Consider the following 18,442-nt stretch of genomic DNA (forward strand, 5'->3'; position numbering starts at 1 on the left):
GCGGGTAAGACCGCCGGGGCGGTCGAAGTGGGGACTGGCGGCGGCTCGTCTCCGACTACATCGTGCGCCTTACCGGTCACCTCGACGGGGTCATTGTCACGGGAAGTGGCCTGAAACGCCGTAACCACGTAGATTTGGCGGGCCAAACGGCCATCGCTCCATGAGGGGCGGTGCATTGCATGAGACCGAAGATCATGGCCACCAAGACCACTGCCAAGAAGACCACCAAAGCCAAGGCCGCCCCGAAGGCGGCTCCCACCATCAAGCCGATCAAGGACGCGATGAGCAAGTCGGCGCTGATCGCGCACCTGGCCGAGCAGGCCAGCGTCGAGGCGAAGCACGTCAAGGCCGTGCTCGCCGCCCTCGAGCACACGGTGCTCGGCGCGGTGCACAAGAAGGGTGCCGGCAACTTCACCCTCCCCGGCCTGTTCAAGATCAACGCGGTGCAGGTTCCGGCCAAGCCGAAGCGCAAGGGCAAGAACCCCTTCACCGGCGAGGAGCAGGTGTTCGCCGCCAAGCCGGCTACCGTGAAGGTGAAGGTGCGTCCGCTGAAGAAGCTCAAGGACGCCGCGCTCTGATGTGCTGAACGGTATCGGCCTGGTTCCAGGCCGATACCTTCACCGCGGTGTGGTGGGGCCCGCCGCACACGCGGCTGTCGACCACATACTTTCCCGGCTCCCTATCGCCCACATGCGCACCGGCAGCATCGCGTTTCGCCACCCCCTCGCTTTCTGGACCGGCAGCGCACTGCTGGTGGCCGGCGTGCTGTTGCACCTGCCGATGTACCTGATGGCCGCGCCGATGCATTACCGACTGGCGGGCATGCCGATGTCTCCTGGCATGCTGCTGGGCATGGCATTGATCCCGCTGGGCTTGTGCCTGGCCGGCTTCGCGTTGGCACCTCCGCGCCGCATGGCGATGGACGGCACTACGCCCGTCACGCGTACGCATCGCCACGACTTCCACGTCGCCGACGGCGTGCCGCTGAACCGGGCCCACCTAACCCTGGTGGCCGTACTCGTGGTGGCGCTGGCAGTGGACGTGATGAAGCCCGCCACGCTCGGCTTCGTCATGCCGGGCCTCACCGGTGAATATGGGATCAGCAAGGAGGTCGGTGCCCTGCTCGCGCTGGTGGCGCTGACCGGCACCACGCTCGGCTCGGTGGCCTGGGGCTGGATCGGCGATCGCTTCGGCCGCCGGGCCGCGGTGCTGCTGTCGGCGTTGATGTTCATGGGCACCGCCATCTGCGGCGCGATGCCCTCGTTCGGCTGGAACCTGGTGATGTGCTTCCTGATGGGGGCATCGGCCGGTGGCCTGCTGCCGATCACCTTCACCCTGATGGCCGAGGCGATCCCCGCGGCACATCGCGGCTGGCTGCTGGTGGCACTGGGCGGCGTCGGCACCTCGGCGGGCTACCTCTTGGCCGCCGGAGCGGCTGCCTGGCTGGAACCTGGCTACAGCTGGCGTGCGCTGTGGTTGCTGGGCCTGCCGACCGGCGCGGTGATCATCATGCTCAATCACTGGATTCCCGAGTCGTCGCGCTTCCTGGCCAGCCAGGGGCGTTGGGCCGAGGCGCGCGTAGCGCTCGCCCGCTTCACCGGCGCACGCAAGGCGGGCGTGGAGGAGGACAGCCCGGAGCATCCCGGCGCCCCGGTGCTGGACGATCCGCATGTCGTGATCGGCTTGAAGCAGCTGTTGCACGGCTCGCATGCTGCACTCACGCGCGGCCTGCTGATCTGCGGCATGGCCTGGGGCCTGGCCAATTTCGGCTTTCTGCTGTGGCTACCGGTGAATCTGGTCAAGCTGGGCATCGATCCGTCGGGCGCCAGTCGCCTGCTTGCCGATTCGGCGCTGATCGCCCTGCCCGGCATCGGCCTGGTGGTGTGGCTCTACCACCGCTGGAGCACCGTGCGCTCGCTGGTGTTGTTCATCGGCCTGACCACGGTGGCGCTGGCCACGTTCGTGGCGCTGGATCTGCTGGACGTGCGCCAGGCATGGCTGATCACGCTGGCCACGGCGGGACTGCTGGTCAGCGTGAGCGGCGTGATCGCGATGCTGATCCCGTATGCCGCGGAGATCTACCCGGTGCACCTGCGCGGCACCGGGTCAGGCGTGATCGCGGCCAGCTCCAAGTTCGGTGGCATCCTCGGCGCGCTGCTGGGCGTGGCTGGCCTGTTCGAACATCTCGCGCTCGCTGCCGGCTCGATCGCACTGGCCATGCTGGCCGCGGGCATCACCCTGCTGCGGCATGGCGTGGAGACGCGCGGCCTTTCGCTGGAGGCCATCCAGGTACACATCCGTGGCGCGGCCTTGAAGACCCCGTAGTCGCCTCATCCGAAGGCGAGGGTGTACCCGGTCCATTCAACGGCCCCACCATTGGAGATCGCGGTCGGAATATGCATCATCCGATCGTGATAGAACGACTTGGCAAAACGACTCCCGAGGACAAATATGGCTATCAATCTCGACTCGCTCTCCCCTGCTGAACTCCAGGCGCTCATCAAGAACGCCGAAGCGCAGATGGAATCTGCCCGCAAGAACAAGGCCCAGGAGGTCCGCACCAGGATTGACGCGCTTCTCAAGAGCGCCGGCCTGAGCATCGACGAGGTCTACCCGCGGCGCGGCGGCAAGGGTGCCAAGGTCTCCAAGGCCGTCGTCGCACCGAAGTATCGCAATCCGGAGAATGCCGCCCAGACCTGGTCGGGCCGCGGCAAGCGTCCGCTGTGGTTCTCCGCGGCACTGAAAAAGAAGGGCGTCACGGCGGAGAGCCTGCTCATTGCCGGCTCCGCGCCGAAGGCCGCGCCGGCCAGGAAAGCGGCCAGGAAGGCCGTCAGGAAGGCTCCGGCGAAGAAGGCGGCGAAGTAAGTAGATCCCGTTCCGCTGAAAGCAAAGCCCCGCAGCTCGCTGCGGGGCTTTTTCATGATCGAAGCCCAGTCGCGTCGAGGATGTCGTTCGCGGCCACCGTGCGAGACCTAGCTGCCTGCGAGGTAGCGGTCGAGCACGTTCGACGTCACCCGGGCCACCATCGCATCGTTGCGCAGCAGCGCCGCCACCCACTCGCAGCTTCCGGCGTGGAACACTTCGCCGGCGCCGCGCGTGAAGTGCACGATCATGCCGCAACCGCGCTTGACGCGATCGACCGATGCCTCGCTCGCATCACCGAAGCGCAGCTCGGCGACGTAGGTCGCCTCCTCGTCGCCGATGAAGCGGTCGTCGGTATCGGCTTGCGAACGTGGCTCCTCGATCAACGAGGACATCCCGAGCGCCAGGATCGAGAGGCTCTCCGGCGCACCGCCCGTGGGCAGGGCTTCGGGCAGGCCATCGCGGATCACGTAGGGCAAGCCATCGACCTCGTAGCCGAACGCGTGGCCCTCGGCGCCCAGCAGGTCGCCATAGGAGAGGTCCGTGCCACGGAAGGCCCAGTGCCCGGGCCTGTAGACGGGAAAGCCGCGCACGCCGCGCGCGGCGCACCCACCCCAGCCGGCGTACAGGCCGTCGATGGCATTGAGACCGAACGTGGCCGCGCCTGGCCGGCCGGTCTCCGGCGCCTCCCAGGAGCCGGTCGTGCGCGAGTTGTCGCGCTCGCGATAGACCGGGTCCTCGGCGCGTGCGCGGTACTTGTAGCAGACCTGGCGCCTGCCGCCGTCTTCCAGCCGCGTCTGCCACATGAAGTTGCCGGCGAAGCGCGCCAAGTGCCCGCCGCGCTCCACGTAGGCGTCGATCGCGTCGCGCATCTCCCAGCTCCAGTACTCGTCGTGGCCGACCATCACGACGCAGTCGTAGTCGTGCAGTAACTCCGGCTCATAGTGAAGCTCGTGCTGGCTGACCAAGTCGACGGCGTAGCCTGCGCGTTCGGCCCAGCGCATGAAGTGCGAGTCGTAGCTCGCCCAGCCGGCCGACGCGTATTTGGTCGAGTGGCCGGTCGCGTAGGCCCACTCCATGTGCGGGTAGCGCAAGGGCGCGCCTGGCGGTGGCTGGCATTCGAGCGGCACCCGCGGTGCGCCGGCTGGCAGCACGACGAAGCCGCGGCACCACGGTCGCTCGATGCTGACGGTCGGCGAGTACTGGTCGCGATTCGGCCCGGTGAGGCCGCGGTAGTGATTTGAGCCGCCCCAAGTGTTGTAGGCGGTCCAGGTGCCGGTGGCGGCGACCTGCAGGATCCGGCGCGGCTTAGGGCCAGGGCGCGGCTTGACGATGAACAGGTGATGCGAGCGGACCGGCGCGCCATCGCTGCCCGCGGCGACCAGACTGACGCGATAGGCCCCGGACGGCCAGTCCTCGCCGATGCGGAACTCGAACGCGCTTTCCCAGCCGCAGCCCACGACCGAGCAGTCCTCCGGCGTCGGTTGCCAGCGCAGACCGGATAGCGTGCCCTTGAGGACAGCGCGCAGTTCCGCTCCGTCACGGGCGATCTCGAGCTCCGCGCGCTCCACGCTCGAGCTGATCATCAGCCGCACGAGCGAGCCCGGCGCATAGGCCAGCGCATCGCTGTAACACCACAGCTCGCCGCGGGCACCATCCATGCCCGGATACTCGTATCGATGGGCAAACACGGCGTCGCGGCGCTGCGCCGCATCCAGTCCAAAATCAGGGTAATCCGTGCTCATCAACGAGGCCTTTTGCACGTTCGCATTGCGAACAAAAACAAATAGTTGTGACTGGTGTGCGTTTGTGTTCTCTTCGCACGACACCGCAAAGAAAAAATACTTGCACGCCCATGCAAACCCGCACAAGCACGCGTCGACGCCGCATCGAGCAGCACACGATCTTTCCGATTCCGCTCGATGAGCGACATGGCAAGGCACGGCAATTGTTCTCGTTGTGGTTCGGCGCGAACTTGAACGTGCTGACCATCGTCACCGGCGCACTGGCCACGACCGTATTCAGGCAATCGTTCCTCGCCGGCACCCTGGCGATCGTGCTCGGCAACCTGATCGGCACCTTGTTCATGGCGCTGCATGCGGCGCAGGGGCCGCGCCTGGGCGTGCCGCAGATGGTGCAGAGCCGCGGCCAGTTCGGCGCGCGCGGGGCGGCGTCAGTGGTGGCGCTGGTGATCTTCATGTACGTCGGCTACGGCGCGACCGCGCTGGTGACCGGCGGCCAGTCGCTGCACGCGATCGTGCCCACGATCGGCGTGCGCGAAGGCATCGCCGTGGTCGGCCTGGTGAGCCTGGCGATGGCGATCTACGGGCACGACCTGATCCATGCCGCCACGCGCGCGATTGCCTACGTTTCCGGCGCGGCGGTCGTGCTCTGCTACGTCGCCCTCGCGGTCGAGGGGCGGCTGCCGCACGCATACCTCACCCAAGGCTCGTTCTCCGTCGTCGGCTTTCTCGGCATGATGTCGATCGGCGTGTTCTGGCAGCTCGGCTACGCGCCGTACGTCTCGGACTATTCGCGCTACCTGCCCCCCGACACCGGTCCGCGGCAGGCGTTCTGGGCCTCGTACTGGGGCACCACCCTGGGCGCGGTGCTGCCGATGATTTTCGGCGCCCTGATCGGGCCGGCGGTCGTGGGCGGCGACGTCGTCGCAGCAATCTCGGCGCTGACCGGAAAGGCCAGCACGCCGATCGTCATGCTGTTCACGCCCGGCGTGGCCGTCGCCGGCGCGATCTGCATCTACGGTGGCACGCTCGCGGTGATCACCCTCGCCCAGACCTTCGCCCCAAGCTGGCACGCGAGCTGGCGCACGCGGGCGCCGATTGCCACCGCGATCTTCCTCGTCGCCGTCGCGCTCGGCACCGTCGGTGCCGCCAGCTTCCTGCCGCTGTACAGCCGTTTCACCGAGCTGCTGCTCTATCTGATGGTGCCGTGGACGGCGGTGAACCTGGTCGATTACTACTGGGTGCGTTTCGGCGATTATCACGTGCCGTCGTTCTTCGCCGCCGATGGCGGCGTCTACGGCCGCTACAACGTGGCGGCGCTCGTCTCCTACGTGCTCGGCATCGTCGTGCAGGTGCCCTTCATCGCCGCCGATTTCTACGTCGGCCCGATGGCGCGCGTGCTCGGCGGCATCGACCTTTCCTGGCTCGCCGGTCTGGTGGTCACCGCGGCCGTCTATTACTTCAGCGCGCCCCGCCATGCCGTGCCGGTGATGCTGGCCGACGCCGAAGGCGTGGAGTAGCCCGGCTCGAAGCCCCGATGCCGGGGGCGGGCCACGCGCTCTGCCACTGAGCAACCACGGCGACAGGCAAGGAACACGTGCCCTCGGTGGGTACGGATGACGTGCGCGGACGTCGCCGCGAACGCCTCATCGCCGAGAATCGCGTCGGTCTGGCGAGGCCGGCAGGGCTCATCCCGGTGCCTTGGCCTTCGCACGTCACGCGCCACGACGCCGGTGGCGTCAGCCCTGCTCGACGATGAAGCTCACGCGCATGTCCACGCGCCATTCGGTGATCTTGCCGTCGGGCGTGGTGCAGACCTTGATGTCGCTGATCCAGGCGCCGCGGATGTCACCGATGGTCTTGGCCACCCGGCCCAGGCCGAAGCGCACGGCGTCCTCGATGCCCTTGTCGGAGGCGGCGTTGACCTCGATCACCTTGGCAAGCTGCGTTTTTGCGGTCTTGGACTTTTTCGTGGCCATGGACGGCTCCTCCGTTGCAGAGATGTCGGAGCACGGTAGATGCCGGGCGCGGGGCGATCTTGACCACGGTCAACAAGCCCGGCCGCGCGCGGTGGCGCCGTTCCGGGCGCGCCGGACATGAGCCTTGACTTCGATCAACGGCGACGCCGGCATCCGCCGGACACTCCCGCATCACGCCAACCACCGGAGGCAAGTCGATGCCGCGGGAGATCAAGCTGTTCGGGCTGGGTGCCAGCCGCCCGTTGGCGGAAGCGATCGCGGCGGGGCTGGGCGTGCCGCTGGCGGCGATCGAGGAGCGCGAATTCGAGGACGGCGAACACAAGGCGCGACCGCTGGAGAGCGTGCGCGACGCCGACGTCTGCGTGGTGCATTCGCTCTATGCCGACGAGCAGCAGAGCGTGGAGGACAAGCTGTGCCGCCTGCTGTTCTTCCTGGCGACCGTGCGCGACCACGGCGCCGCGCTGGTCACCGCCGTGGTGCCGTACCTGTGCTACGCGCGCAAGGACCGCCGCACCCGGGCACTCGATCCGCTGGGTACGCGCTACCTCGCGCAACTGTTCGAGGCGGTCGGCGTCGATCGGGTGATCACGCTGGAGACCCACAACCCGGCGGCGTTCGGCAACGCCTTCCGCTGCGGCGCCGACAACCTGTCGGCTCATCGCCTGCTCGTCGCCGGGCTGACGCCGGAGCTGGGTGCCGCGGATGTCGTGGTGCTCTCGCCGGATGCCGGAGGCATCAAGCGGGCCGAAGCGTTCCGGCAACAACTGGCGGCCTCGCTGGGACGACCGGTGCAGTTGGGCATGATGGAGAAATGGCGCGGTGGCGGCGTACTCTCCGGTTCGACCTTGTTCGCACAGGTCGTCGGTTGCGACGTGGTGATCGTCGACGACCTGATCGGCACCGGTGGCACCGTGTTGAGGGCGGCGCATGCGGCCCGCGATGCGGGGGCCCGGGCGGTGCACGCAGTGGCCGCCCATGGCTTGTTCACGGGCGATGCCACCGTGGCCCTGGCCGACCCGGTGCTGGCCAGCCTGCGGGTCACCGACAGCGTCCCGCCGTTCCGGTTGCGCGGGAGCGGGGTGCTGGCCAGGCTGAGCGTGCTGCCCGTCGCGCCGCTGTTCGTGCAGGCGGTCCGGCCGCCGGTGCCCGACGATGCGGCGTGACCGGCGCATCCGTTTGCATCGGATCGGAATGAGCCGCACTCCCGCGCACGCGGGAGTGACGCGCTAACCGGAGTCCCGACGGCTTGCCGGGTTGCGATGCGGATGTCCCCGGTTACGCAGGCCATCGATGTAGCCGCGTGCGCGAGCCAGGTAATCGCCGGCACGGGCGAGCCAGCGGCGACGGGGACCGGTATCCGGATCGTCCAGGTGCCAGAGTGCGATCTTGGCGCGCACGAAGGCGTTGAGCGCCTTGTGGAACTCGATCAGGGCGCGCGGCGGATGGTCTGCGGTGCGTGCCCGATAGGCGGCGAACAGCCAGGCGTCGACCTCGCGATGCCCCAGCCGGTCGCACTCCATCGCCAGGAAGGCCAGTTCGTCGACGGGGTCGCGCAGCCGCAGCTCGCGGTCGAACTCGATGCAGTCGACGATGGTCGGCGGCGCGGTCAGGTAGACGTGCTCGGGACGCAGGTCGCCGTGTCCCTCGACGATGCGACGTTCGCGCGCGCGGGCCGCCAGGAGGTCGGCATGCGCGTCGAGGAAGTCGAGCAGCGCCTTCGCCAGGGCCTCGATCTGGTCGCGCGCCTGCCCGTAGCCGGGGCGGCACAGCCCCGCCGCCGTGCCGGTGATCCGGGTGCGCAGATGCCGCAGGTAGGCCCGGACGCTCCAGCGCGCACGCGGCCCGTCCCGGAACAGCGGCAGCAGTCGCGCGACCACCCGGCCGATCTGCATCGGCGTCACCGTCCCGGCGCGCAGGCGCTGTTCCAGCGAAAACGCCTCGGGCAGGCGCCGCATGTGCACCAGCCGGTCGATCGTCCGACCCTTCCCGTCCAGTGCCATGCGCCCCTCGGCGTCGATGGTCAGGCGGACCGTGCCGAGGTAATCGTCCGGTGCCAGGCGGCGGTTGAGGCGCACCTCGCGCAGGCAGTTGAGCCGTCGCGCGGCCGGTGTCGCGTAGTCGATGCGCTCGTGCCGGTAAGGCTTCTTCAGCTTGTAGACGTCGGACCCGGCAAGGAACAGCCAGGACATGTGCGTCTCCAACGACTCGACCCGGTCGACACGGCCGGGATAGCTCTCCGGCCGCTTCAGGAAGGCAAGCTTCGTGGCGAGGTCCGGTTCGTGGCGGAGATGCGGGGTGCTTCGCGACGAACGCTTGCCGGGATGCTGCGACAGCGTCGCGCCGGAACGGATCGACTTCGACTCCCGCGACGATGGCCCGGGCACCGGGAAACTCACGGCGCCCCTGCCCCCATGTGCGCGAGAAACCAGTCGCGTGCCAGCTCCGCCACCTGTTCGAGGGCGCCCGGTTCCTCGAACAGGTGGGTCGCTCCCGGAACGATCTTCAGGGCACGAACGCAGTGCATCTGCGCGAAGGCCTGGCGGTTCAACTCGAGCACTTCGCCGTCCTGCCCGCCAACGATCAGCAGCGTCGCCGCCTCCACCCGCGACAGGGCGGTTCCGGCCAGGTCCGGCCGGCCGCCGCGCGAAACCACGGCCTCGACCCGCCCCGCCTCCTCGGACGCCGCCATCAGGGCGGCGGCCGCCCCGGTACTGGCGCCGAACAGGCCCAGCGGCAACCGGCCCACGTCGTCGCGACCGTCGAGCCAGTCGATCGCTTCGCCCAGTCGGCCGGCCAGCAGTTGGATATCGAAGACATGGCGCCGGTCGGCAGCCTCCTCCTCGGTCAGCAGGTCGAACAGCAAGGTGGCGATGCCGGCACGACCGAACGCCTCGGCGACCGCGTTGTTGCGCGGACTCAGCCGGCTGCTTCCGCTGCCGTGCGCGAAGGCCACCATGCGGTGTGCGAGCTCCGGAATGCGCAGCAGGCCTTCCAGCCGCCGCGCCGAGACATGCACCGTGCGCACCGCAACGGCGGCCGCATGCTGGATGGATCGGGCCATGGCGAGACTCTCCCTTCCGGTGGCAACGGCGGAAAGCGTGCGTGCTGGCACCGCGCCCCGTGCTGACCCAGATCAACATCGCCCCCCACCGGAACCTTGACCCAGGTCGACACCGCCGGCCCGGTCGACGCTAGCCTGGAGCGGTCCATCGAGGGCGCCGCCGTGGTCGTCGACAACACCGCCATCGCCGCCGCATTCGAGGAGATCGCCGATCTGCTCGAGCTGCAGCAGGCCAATCCTTTCCGCGTGCGCGCATATCGCAACGCGGCGCGCACCCTCGCCTCGTGGCCGGAAGAAATGAGCCTGTGGGCAGCCCAGGGACGCGACTTCGACGAGCTCCCCGGCATCGGCAAGGACTTGGCGGCGAAGATCGCCGAGATCCTGCAACGCGGCACCTGCGACCAGCTGGAGCGGCTACGCGCCAGCTTTCCGCGCGGCATCACCCACCTGCTGCAGATCCCCGGGCTCGGTCCACGCCGCGTGCATGTGCTCTACCACGAGCTCGGCGTGCGCACGCCGCAGGAATTGCTGGACGCCGCCCGAGCCGGTCACGTCCAGGCTATCCCGGGATTCGGCGCGACCAGCGAGCGGCGCATTGCCGAGGCGGTGGCCGGCTATCTGGACCGTTCCCACCGCTGGCCGCTGGCACGTGTGGATGCCGCCGTGCAGGCCGTGCTCGCACACCTGCGCGCCGGACCCGGCGTCGAGGATGTCGTGGTCGCCGGCAGCTACCGGCGCCGCCGCGACACGGTCGGCGACATCGACGTGCTGGTCGCCGGCTCGCGCGGGGGCAATGCGTGCAGGCGCCTGTGCGACTTCGAGCACGTCGCGCGCGTGCTGGCGCAGGGTCGGACCCGGGCCAGCGTGGTGCTGCGCGACGGCCTGCAGGTGGACCTGCGCGTGGTGCGCCCGGAGAGCTTCGGCGCCGCCCTGGTCTACTTCACCGGTTCCAAACCGCACAACATCGCGCTGCGGCGGATCGCGCAGTCGCGCGGGCTGAAGATCAACGAATACGGCGTGTACCGGGGCACCCGGCGCATCGCCGGCAAGACCGAGGCCTCGGTGTACGCCACGGTCGGGTTGCCCTGGATCCCGCCGGAGCTGCGCGAGGACCACGGCGAGATCGAAGCGGCACGCAGTCACGCCCTGCCCCGGTTGATCGAGCGCGACGACCTGCGCGGCGATCTGCACGCGCACACCAGCGCCAGCGACGGCGCCGACAGCATGGAGGCGATGGCTGCGGCCGCCCGCGAGGCCGGCCTGGACTACCTGGCGATCACCGACCATTCCAGCGGCCTGAAGGTCGCGCACGGCCTGGATGAAAAGCGCCTGCTGGCACAGATGGAGGCCATCGACCGGCTCAACGAGCGGCTGCGTGACATCGTCCTGCTCAAGGGCATCGAGGTGGAGATTCTCGCCGACGGCTCGCTGGACCTGCCCGATCAAGTGCTCGGACGGCTCGACCTGGTGGTCGGTGCCGTGCACAGCGCCCTCGACCTGTCTCGCGAACAGCAGACCGCCCGCATCCTGCACGCCATGGACCATCCGCACTTCAGCATCCTGGCGCACCCGAACGGCCGCCTGTTCGGCACCCGCGGCGGCTGCGCGCTGGACATGGAGCGCATCGTCCGCCACGCCGCCGAACGCGGCTGCTTCCTCGAACTCAATGCGCAGCCGGACCGGCTCGACCTGTTCGACGTGCAGTGCCGCCTAGCCCGCGACGCCGGCGCCGCCGTGGCGATCGGCAGCGACGCGCACCGCGGCAGCGATTTCCACTGGCTGCAACTGGGCGTCGACCAGGCGCGCCGCGGCTGGCTTCAGAAGGACGACGTGCTCAACGCCCTTCCGCTCGCCGCGTTGCGCAGGCGCCTGGCCGCGACCATGGGCAGGTAGGCGCACGTGCGGCGTCCGCAAGCCGTCCGGTGCCATTCCTTGATTGCCGTCAAGGTGACGATCGCGTCGGCGCGCAGGCTGCATCACGAGTCACTCCTGACCATGGGGTCGTGCCATGCATGCCGCCGAAATCTGCACCCGCCACGTCGTCTACATCGACCGCAAGGCGTCCATCCGCGAGGCGGCGCAGAGCATGCGCAGCCACCACGTCGGCGCCCTGGTGATCACCGACCAGCCGAATGGCGAACGCGTTCCGGCCGGCATCATCACCGACCGCGACATTGCCATCGCCGTGGTGGCGGCGGGCATCCAGCCCGAAAACCTCATGGTCGAGGATGTGATGAACCGCAACGTCGCCACCTGCGCCGAGAGCGAGGACCTGTTCGACATCATCACCACCATGCTCGCCCGGAGCGTGCGGCGGCTGCCGGTCGTCAACGACAAGGGTGGACTGGTCGGCATGGTCTCGTCCGACGATCTCTACGGTGCCCTGTCCACGCACCTGCGCATGCTGAGCCAGGCGCTGGCTCGCGAGCAGGTGCGCGAGATGGAAGTCCGCGTCTGAGCCGCCGCCATGAAGCCACGCATCCTGCTCGCCTATTACTCGATGACCGGTCACACCCGCGACATCGCCGAGGAACTGCGCTCGGCGCTGCAGGCCGACGTGGAGGAAATCCGCGAGCCGCATCCGCGCCGCGGCCTGCGCGGTGTACTGCGCGCCCTGTTCGACGCGGTCCTGCGCCGCGAACCGCCGATCGGGACGCCGCGCCACGATCCTGCCGTCTACGATCTGCTCGCGATGGGTGGCCCGGTGTGGGCCGGTCGCATGGCCTCGCCGCTTCGCAGCTACGCCAGGCAGCTGGCCGAGCGTGCCCCACGTGTCGCGTTCTTCTGCACCGAGGGCGGACGCGGCGCCGAGCAGGCGTTCGACGATCTCGGCAGGCTCTGCGGCAAGATCCCGGAGGCCACCCTGGTCGTGGATGCGCAACACCTTCCACCGGGACTGCACCTGGATACCCTGCAGCGGTTCGTGGCGAAGCTCGGGAGAGAACGGCCCACCCCGGGCCATTGAAGCCATGCGCGGCCTGCCCTTCTTCGACCGGATCGAGGCCGCCCGCCTGCTGGTCGAGCGGCTCGGCGCCTACCGCGATGCCCATGCGCTGGTACTCGCGATCCCGCGCGGCGCCGCGCCGATGGGCCGCGTCATCGCCGACGCCCTGCACGCGGAGCTGGACGTGGTGCTGGTGCGCAAGCTCGGCGCGCCGGGCAACCCGGAGCTCGCCATCGGCGCGGTCGACGAGTCGGGGACCGTGCACGTGGCCGAATACGCCGCCACCACCGGTGCCGACCACAGTTATCTCGGACACGAGCGCGCGCGACAGCTGCAACGCATCAGGGAGCAGCGCCGCCGCTACAGCCGGGAACGCGCCCCCATCGATCCGGCCGGGCGCGTGGTGATCGTGGTCGACGATGGCCTGGCCACCGGCGAGACCATGGCCGCCGCGCTCGCCGCCGTGCGACGGCAGGCACCGGCGAGACTGGTCTGTGCGGTACCGGTGGCTTCCGGCGACGCGCTCGCGCGCGTGCGCTCACTCGCCGACGAGGTCGTCTGCCTGCACGTCCCGCCGCACTTCGGGGGCGTGGGGGCGTTCTACCTGCGCTTCGACCAGGTCGAGGACGAGGACGTCGTGGCGGCGCTGCGCTGAGCCGCGCAGGCGGGGTCAGTCGCGCGCGCGGCTGCCGAGCAGACCGATCAGGAACGCCGCGGCCGCCACGCCACCGAGAACGATCCAGGGCTGCTCGTGCACGTACCGGTTGCCGCGGTCGACGGTCCGGCGCACACGGTCGCCGGCATCGCGTTCGAGTCGGGAAACCCGCTCGCGGATCCCGCGCAGGCGGGTGTGGACGTCCTCGGCACTCTCCCCGGTCGCGGCCGCCACGTCCTTCATCAGCTGCTCGACGTCGCTGGCGATCGCGTTCAGGTCGCCCTTCAGGTATTCGGCGTGCACATGTGCCATGGCTGGTCTCCGGTTCTCATCAAGCAGGGGTGTGGTGCTGCAAGGTCTGGGAGCTGCCCGCACAGGCCCCGGGCAGCGGAACAGTCCGGGGCTCAGGCCGCCGCCAGCGGCAGGTCGTTTCGGTCCGAGCGCACCGCCTCCCTGCCCCAGACTGCCGAGCGCTCGAGCTGTGCCGGATCGCGGATATGGATGCTGCGGCCCTGCACGTCGACCGCTCCGATCCGGTTGAGGCGACTCAGCCCTCGACTGACGGTTTCCAGCTTCAGCCCCAGGTAGCTGGCTATGTCCTCGCGTGTCATGCGCAGCACATACTCGCTGGAAGAGCAGCCGCGCTCGGCATAGCGCCGACCGAGCTCCAGCAGGAACGTGGCCAAGCGCTCCTCCGCCCTCGCCGAGCCCAGCAGCAAAAGGGTCTGCTGTTCGTACTCCACCTCGTGGGACAGTTTGCGGATCAGCGCCACGTAGAGCCCGTGGATATCGATGCCGACCTGCTCCAGATGCGGTAGCGGGATTTCCAGCGCCACGCTGTACTCGAGCATGCGGATCGACGTGGGGTGAACCCCGGCATCGAGTGCATCCAGCCCCAAAAGGTCCTCGGCCATGTAAAAGCGGGTGACCTGCTCGCGCCCGTCGGCGCCCGGGCGGGTCGCCTTGGCCGAGCCGCTGGTGAGCAGGAACAGCGAGCGGAAAGGCGCGCCGGCATAGGTCAGGTGGGCACCCTTCTGCAGCCGGTGCACGTGCAGCGCGAAGCGGGAAGCCACGTTGATCAGGGCCCGGCCAAAGGCGCTGCGATGCAGGGTGTCGTCAGCCAGCTTGCGTGCATCGGACAGGGAGGCGATCGTCGCGGACATCGGATGGCTCCAGCCAGGGCGGTAGCCCCGACTTTGCACGTCCGGGCGCGTCCTGTGACCACAAAGAGGTAACCTTGTGTAACGGCATGTAACAGCCGGGCAGGTGCCGCCCTGGGTTTGCAGCGCACCGGAGCGGTCATGCGAGTAACCTGCCGCAGCCGGGACACCCGGGCGCAAGCCTCGCCGCTCGGGGGCGAATCTGGCCGCAAGGCAGCATAAGGAGGCCATCGTGACGTCGACGGAAGCCGACAAGTCCGAGACGCCCGGCCAGCAGACGCATGTGCTGGTGGTCGATGACGATAGCGAGATCGCGCTGCTGCTCAAGCGCTATCTCGCTGCCCAGGGCTTCGCGGTGAGTGTCGCCGGCTCTGGCCGTGAGATGCTTGCCCGCCTCGCCGAGACCTCGGTGGACCTGGTCCTGCTCGACCTCGGCCTGCCCGGCGAGGACGGTCTCGATCTCACCCGATATCTGCATGAGCACTGGCGCGGGCCGGTGATCATCGTCACCGGGCGCGGGGATTCGGTCGACCGCATCGTCGGGCTGGAGCTTGGCGCGGACGACTACGTCACCAAGCCGTTCGAGTTGCGCGAGCTGCTGGCGCGCATCCGCAGCGTGCTGCGTCGCGTCGGTGAGCGCCCGCGGGAGAACGAAGCGCAGCCGCCCACCTATTGCTTCGCCGGCTACCGCCTGGAATCCCACAGCCGAACGCTGACGACTGGTGCCGGCCAGCCGGTCGCACTCACCAACGGCGAATACGAGCTGCTGCAGGTCTTCGTCACCCATCCGAACCGGGTGTTGTCCCGGGACGAGCTGATGAATCACCTCTACGGTCGCGATTCCGGTCCCTACGACCGTGCGGTGGATGTGCAGGTCGGACGCCTGCGACGCAAGATCGAGCCCGACCCGACCGTGCCGACGCTGATCAAGTCGGTGCGCGGCGCCGGTTACATGTTCAGCGACACGGTGCAACGGGAGTAACGCCATGGCCAGCGTCAGCATCGCCGGAAACGAATACCTGTTGCGGACGCTTTTCGACACGGTGCCCGACGCTATGGTGGTGATCGACCGCAGCGGCAACATCGTGCTGGCCAATCCGCAGGCCCACAGCTTGTTCGGCTATGTGCCCGACGGTCTGCCCGGCCTTACCATCGAAGTACTGCTGCCGGAGGGCGTGCGTACGGCACATGCCCGGCATCGCGAACACTACATGAGCCATCCCCGTGTCCGCCCGATGGGCGCGGGCTACGAGCTGACCGGGCTAAGGCGCAGCGGGGAAACCTTTCCGGTGGAAGTTGCGCTGAGCCCGATCGGCCAGGAGCTGTTCGCCGCCTCGATCCGCGACATCTCGGAAACCCAGCGGGTGCGACAAGCCCTGCAGCACGCCCGCTACCACAGCTACCTGGCGCAGCTGGGCCGGCTGCTGCTGGAATCGAACCGGGACGAGTCGGCGCGCACCGCCGTGCCTGCGCTGATCGCCGAGGCGCTCGGAGTGGAGGCGGTGGCGGTCGCCATCGGCCTGCCCGATGGCGAAGCCCTGCCGATACGCGCTTCCCACGGGATGCCTCCGCGGTTGGCGGATGCTTTGCCCGAGGCCTTCGCCAGCGACCGGTTGGCCGAACGCCTTGCCGACTTCCGGTCGACCGGCATCTGGACGCTCTCGCGCAGTCCGGCGCACGACCTGCCGGCGTTGCGCTCGACCCTGCATGCCCACGGCTTCGCAGACATGGCGATCGTCCCGCTGCTCGACCGGTTCAAGCCCACCGGTGCCCTGCTCGCCCTGTCCACCGAGCCGGACAACTGCGACAACGACAAGTCGAACTTCCTGCGCTTGTCCGCGCACCTGCTGGCATCGGCCATCCAGCGCAGCCGGAGCGACCAGCAACTGGCCCACGCCCATCGGCTCGATGCCCTCGGCCAGCTCAGCGGCGGCATAGCGCACGACTTCAACAACATGCTCACCATCATCTCGGGAAATCTGCAGATGCTGGATGCCGAGCAGGTCGGCGGCCAGGGCGCGCATCCGTTGATCGAGAGTGCGTTGCGCGCGGTCGATCACGGCGCCGCGCTCACCCGGAAGCTGCTGGGGTTCTCGCGCCAACGGGCACTGTCCCCACGCGCGCTGCGCCCGCAACGTGTGCTCGCTGAACTGGGCGAGATGCTTGCCCACACCCTCGGCGAGCGCGTCCGGCTCAGCATGGAGTGCGCCGCGGACGTGCCGGCAGTGCTCGCCGATGCCAGCGAACTGGAGACCGCGCTGGTGAACCTCGCGCTCAACGCCCGCGATGCCATGCCGGACGGAGGATCGCTGCGGATCACTGCCCGCGCGCGCCCGACGCCCCCCGAGGGGCCGGAAGGACTGACGTCGGGCAGCTACGTTGCGTTTACCGTCGCGGATACCGGCACCGGCATGCCGCGGGACGTGCTCAAGCGCGCTATGGACCCCTTCTTCACCACCAAGACGGCCGGCAAGGGCACCGGCCTCGGCCTGAGCATGGTCTACGGTTTCGTCAGGCAATCGGGTGGCGGGGTCAGGATCGAGAGCATGCCGGGCCAGGGAACCCAGGTCGAATTGCTGCTGCCGACCTCGCCGATGCCGCCGCAGGAAGAGGACGAGCCCAACGCCGCACAGGAGGCCCGAGTGCGCCGGGATCCGCCGCGGGTGCTGGTAGTGGAGGACGAGCCGGACGTGCGCCGGGTGGCCATGGGTCTGCTCCATGCGCTCGGCTATGAACCGATCGAGGCAGTCAGCGCCTCGCAGGCGCTGGCACGGCTGCATGAAGACCCGACGATCCGACTGATGTTCTCGGACGTAGTCCTCGGCCACGGACACACCGGATTCGAGCTGGTGCGCGAAGCACGCATGATGCGGCCGGGTCTCGCCGTACTGCTGACTTCCGGATACGAGCAGGCTTCTGCGGGTACCGAGGCGGCGCACCGCGACGGCATCCAGCTCCTGCGCAAGCCGTATCGGCAGAGCCAGCTCGCCGAAGCTCTGGCCAAGGCACTCGAAGTTACGGCGCGCTAGCCGCTGGCACGTCGGAGACGGATCACGGCACAAGTACCGCAGAGCCCTGAAAACGGCCGTGGCGGAGGTCGTCAAGCGCCTCGTTCGCCTGCTCCAGCCGATAGCGCAGCGTGGTGGCGCGCACGCAGGCGCGCCTCGCCTGGTCGAAGAACGCCCGCGCGTCCGACCGGGCCAGGTTGGTCACCGATACCAGTTCCCGTTCGCCCCACAGCCATTGGTATGGCATCGACGGAATGTCGGACATGTGGATGCCGCCGCAGACCACGCGCCCGCCCTTGCGCACTGCGCGCAGGGCCCGCGGAACAAGCTCGCCGCTGGGCGCGAAGATGATCGCCGCGTCGAGCAACTCGGGCGTCGCCGCGTCGGAATCTCCGGCCCAGGCAACGCCGTGCGCACGAGCGAAATCCTGTGCCGCATGGTCGCCCGGTCGGGTGAACGCCAGCACGCGACGCCCCTGGTGGCGCGCGATCTGGGTCATCAGGTGCGCCGCGCCGCCAAAACCGTAGATGCCGATCGTGCCGGCCTCGTTGGTTCGGGCCAGCGCGCGCCAGCCGATCAGGCCCGCACACAGCAGCGGCGCGCAGGCCACCGGGTCGACCTCGCCCAGCGGAATGCAGAAGTCGGCGCGGGCGATCAGGTGGCTGGCAAAGCCCCCGGGCCGCGTGTAGCCGGTGAACTGCGGTGCGTCGCAGAGATTCTCGCGCCCAACGCGACAGTAGTCGCACACGCCGCAGGTCGCCCCCAGCCAGGGCACGCCCACGCGCTGGCCAGGAACCAGCCCCCCGACGTCCGGGCCTACGCATTCGACCCACCCGACCACCTCGTGACCTGGCACGACCGGCAACACCAGCCCCGGCAACTCGCCATCGACCACGTGCAGGTCGGTGCGGCAAACGCCGCAGGCCTCCACGCGGATCCGTGCCTCGCCGGGTCCCGGCACGGGATCCTCGTGATGGCGCAGCACCAGCGGCTGCCCGGCCGCCTCGAGCGTCATCGCGCGCATGACCTGT

18 protein-coding genes are annotated in these 18,442 nt (G+C 69.0%); 11 read left to right on the forward strand and 7 right to left on the reverse strand.

Going from position 1 to position 18,442, the window contains the following annotated elements:
• The first annotated feature begins 179 nt into the window (after positions 1 to 179).
• The 3 genes from NC595_RS14475 (at position 180) to NC595_RS14485 (ending at position 2,865) form a co-directional block, all read left to right on the forward strand.
• Positions 180 to 578 (forward strand): HU family DNA-binding protein, encoded by a 399-nt coding sequence (locus NC595_RS14475; protein ID WP_253567598.1) that lies wholly within the window; start codon positions 180 to 182, stop codon positions 576 to 578.
• A 112-nt stretch (positions 579 to 690) separates the two neighbouring features.
• Positions 691 to 2,325 carry an MFS transporter gene (locus NC595_RS14480; RefSeq protein WP_253567600.1) on the forward strand — a complete coding sequence of 545 codons (1,635 nt, stop codon included), beginning with the start codon at positions 691 to 693 and terminating at the stop codon, positions 2,323 to 2,325.
• 126 nt (positions 2,326 to 2,451) lie between these two features.
• On the forward strand, positions 2,452 to 2,865 hold the full coding sequence (locus tag NC595_RS14485) for an H-NS histone family protein (RefSeq protein WP_253567602.1): 414 nt from the start codon (positions 2,452 to 2,454) through the stop codon (positions 2,863 to 2,865).
• A gap of 107 nt (positions 2,866 to 2,972) precedes the next feature.
• On the opposite strand, the gene NC595_RS14490 is transcribed toward NC595_RS14485, so the two are convergent.
• Complete coding sequence (locus NC595_RS14490) at positions 2,973 to 4,607, reverse strand: N,N-dimethylformamidase beta subunit family domain-containing protein (RefSeq protein WP_253567604.1); 1,635 nt, start codon at positions 4,605 to 4,607, stop codon at positions 2,973 to 2,975.
• A 110-nt stretch (positions 4,608 to 4,717) separates the two neighbouring features.
• Between NC595_RS14490 and NC595_RS14495 the strand changes: the two genes are divergently transcribed.
• Complete coding sequence (locus tag NC595_RS14495) at positions 4,718 to 6,124, forward strand: purine-cytosine permease family protein (RefSeq protein WP_253567606.1); 1,407 nt, start codon at positions 4,718 to 4,720, stop codon at positions 6,122 to 6,124.
• Positions 6,125 to 6,343: 219 nt separating this feature from the next.
• Here the strand turns inward: NC595_RS14495 and NC595_RS14500 are convergent, their stop codons facing one another.
• On the reverse strand, positions 6,344 to 6,583 hold the full coding sequence (locus NC595_RS14500) for a dodecin family protein (protein WP_253567608.1): 240 nt from the start codon (positions 6,581 to 6,583) through the stop codon (positions 6,344 to 6,346).
• Positions 6,584 to 6,780: 197 nt separating this feature from the next.
• On the opposite strand from NC595_RS14500, the gene NC595_RS14505 reads away from it, so the two are divergent.
• Entirely contained in the window at positions 6,781 to 7,746 is a 966-nt protein-coding gene (locus NC595_RS14505; protein WP_253567610.1) for a ribose-phosphate diphosphokinase, read from the forward strand.
• A gap of 63 nt (positions 7,747 to 7,809) precedes the next feature.
• Here NC595_RS14505 and NC595_RS14510 read toward each other — a convergent pair whose 3' ends face one another.
• The gene (locus tag NC595_RS14510; RefSeq protein WP_253567612.1) at positions 7,810 to 8,772 is read right to left on the reverse strand and encodes a hypothetical protein; all 963 of its coding nucleotides are present in this window, start codon (positions 8,770 to 8,772) and stop codon (positions 7,810 to 7,812) included.
• A gap of 203 nt (positions 8,773 to 8,975) precedes the next feature.
• Positions 8,976 to 9,644: a dienelactone hydrolase family protein gene (locus NC595_RS14515; protein WP_253567614.1), complete on the reverse strand. Its 669-nt coding sequence runs from the start codon at positions 9,642 to 9,644 to the stop codon at positions 8,976 to 8,978.
• Positions 9,645 to 9,740: 96 nt separating this feature from the next.
• On the opposite strand from NC595_RS14515, the gene polX reads away from it, so the two are divergent.
• From polX to NC595_RS14535, 4 genes are all read left to right on the forward strand, one after another.
• Entirely contained in the window at positions 9,741 to 11,537 is a 1,797-nt protein-coding gene (gene polX / locus NC595_RS14520) for a DNA polymerase/3'-5' exonuclease PolX (protein ID WP_253567616.1), read from the forward strand.
• A gap of 115 nt (positions 11,538 to 11,652) precedes the next feature.
• Positions 11,653 to 12,102: a CBS domain-containing protein gene (locus tag NC595_RS14525; protein WP_253567618.1), complete on the forward strand. Its 450-nt coding sequence runs from the start codon at positions 11,653 to 11,655 to the stop codon at positions 12,100 to 12,102.
• A 9-nt stretch (positions 12,103 to 12,111) separates the two neighbouring features.
• On the forward strand, positions 12,112 to 12,609 hold the full coding sequence (locus NC595_RS14530; protein WP_253567620.1) for a flavodoxin family protein: 498 nt from the start codon (positions 12,112 to 12,114) through the stop codon (positions 12,607 to 12,609).
• A 4-nt stretch (positions 12,610 to 12,613) separates the two neighbouring features.
• The gene (locus NC595_RS14535; protein ID WP_253567622.1) at positions 12,614 to 13,243 is read left to right on the forward strand and encodes a phosphoribosyltransferase; all 630 of its coding nucleotides are present in this window, start codon (positions 12,614 to 12,616) and stop codon (positions 13,241 to 13,243) included.
• A 15-nt stretch (positions 13,244 to 13,258) separates the two neighbouring features.
• Here the strand turns inward: NC595_RS14535 and NC595_RS14540 are convergent, their stop codons facing one another.
• Positions 13,259 to 13,555, reverse strand: a complete 297-nt coding sequence (locus NC595_RS14540; protein WP_017464150.1) for an ElaB/YgaM/YqjD family protein — start codon at positions 13,553 to 13,555, stop codon at positions 13,259 to 13,261.
• A 92-nt stretch (positions 13,556 to 13,647) separates the two neighbouring features.
• On the reverse strand, positions 13,648 to 14,406 hold the full coding sequence (locus tag NC595_RS14545) for a helix-turn-helix domain-containing protein (protein ID WP_253567624.1): 759 nt from the start codon (positions 14,404 to 14,406) through the stop codon (positions 13,648 to 13,650).
• Between the two features lie 229 nt (positions 14,407 to 14,635).
• Between NC595_RS14545 and NC595_RS14550 the strand changes: the two genes are divergently transcribed.
• Both NC595_RS14550 and NC595_RS14555 read left to right on the forward strand, forming a co-directional pair.
• A complete protein-coding gene (locus NC595_RS14550; protein WP_253567626.1) occupies positions 14,636 to 15,385 on the forward strand; it encodes a response regulator in 750 nt (249 codons plus the stop codon).
• Positions 15,386 to 15,389: 4 nt separating this feature from the next.
• Positions 15,390 to 17,432: a PAS domain S-box protein gene (locus NC595_RS14555; RefSeq protein ID WP_253567628.1), complete on the forward strand. Its 2,043-nt coding sequence runs from the start codon at positions 15,390 to 15,392 to the stop codon at positions 17,430 to 17,432.
• A 22-nt stretch (positions 17,433 to 17,454) separates the two neighbouring features.
• On the opposite strand, the gene NC595_RS14560 is transcribed toward NC595_RS14555, so the two are convergent.
• A complete protein-coding gene (locus NC595_RS14560) occupies positions 17,455 to 18,435 on the reverse strand; it encodes a zinc-dependent alcohol dehydrogenase family protein (protein WP_253567630.1) in 981 nt (326 codons plus the stop codon).
• Positions 18,436 to 18,442: the final 7 nt, after the last annotated feature.

This window comes from Dyella lutea (assembly GCF_024158035.1).
Lineage (GTDB): Bacteria > Pseudomonadota > Gammaproteobacteria > Xanthomonadales > Rhodanobacteraceae > Dyella_A > Dyella_A lutea.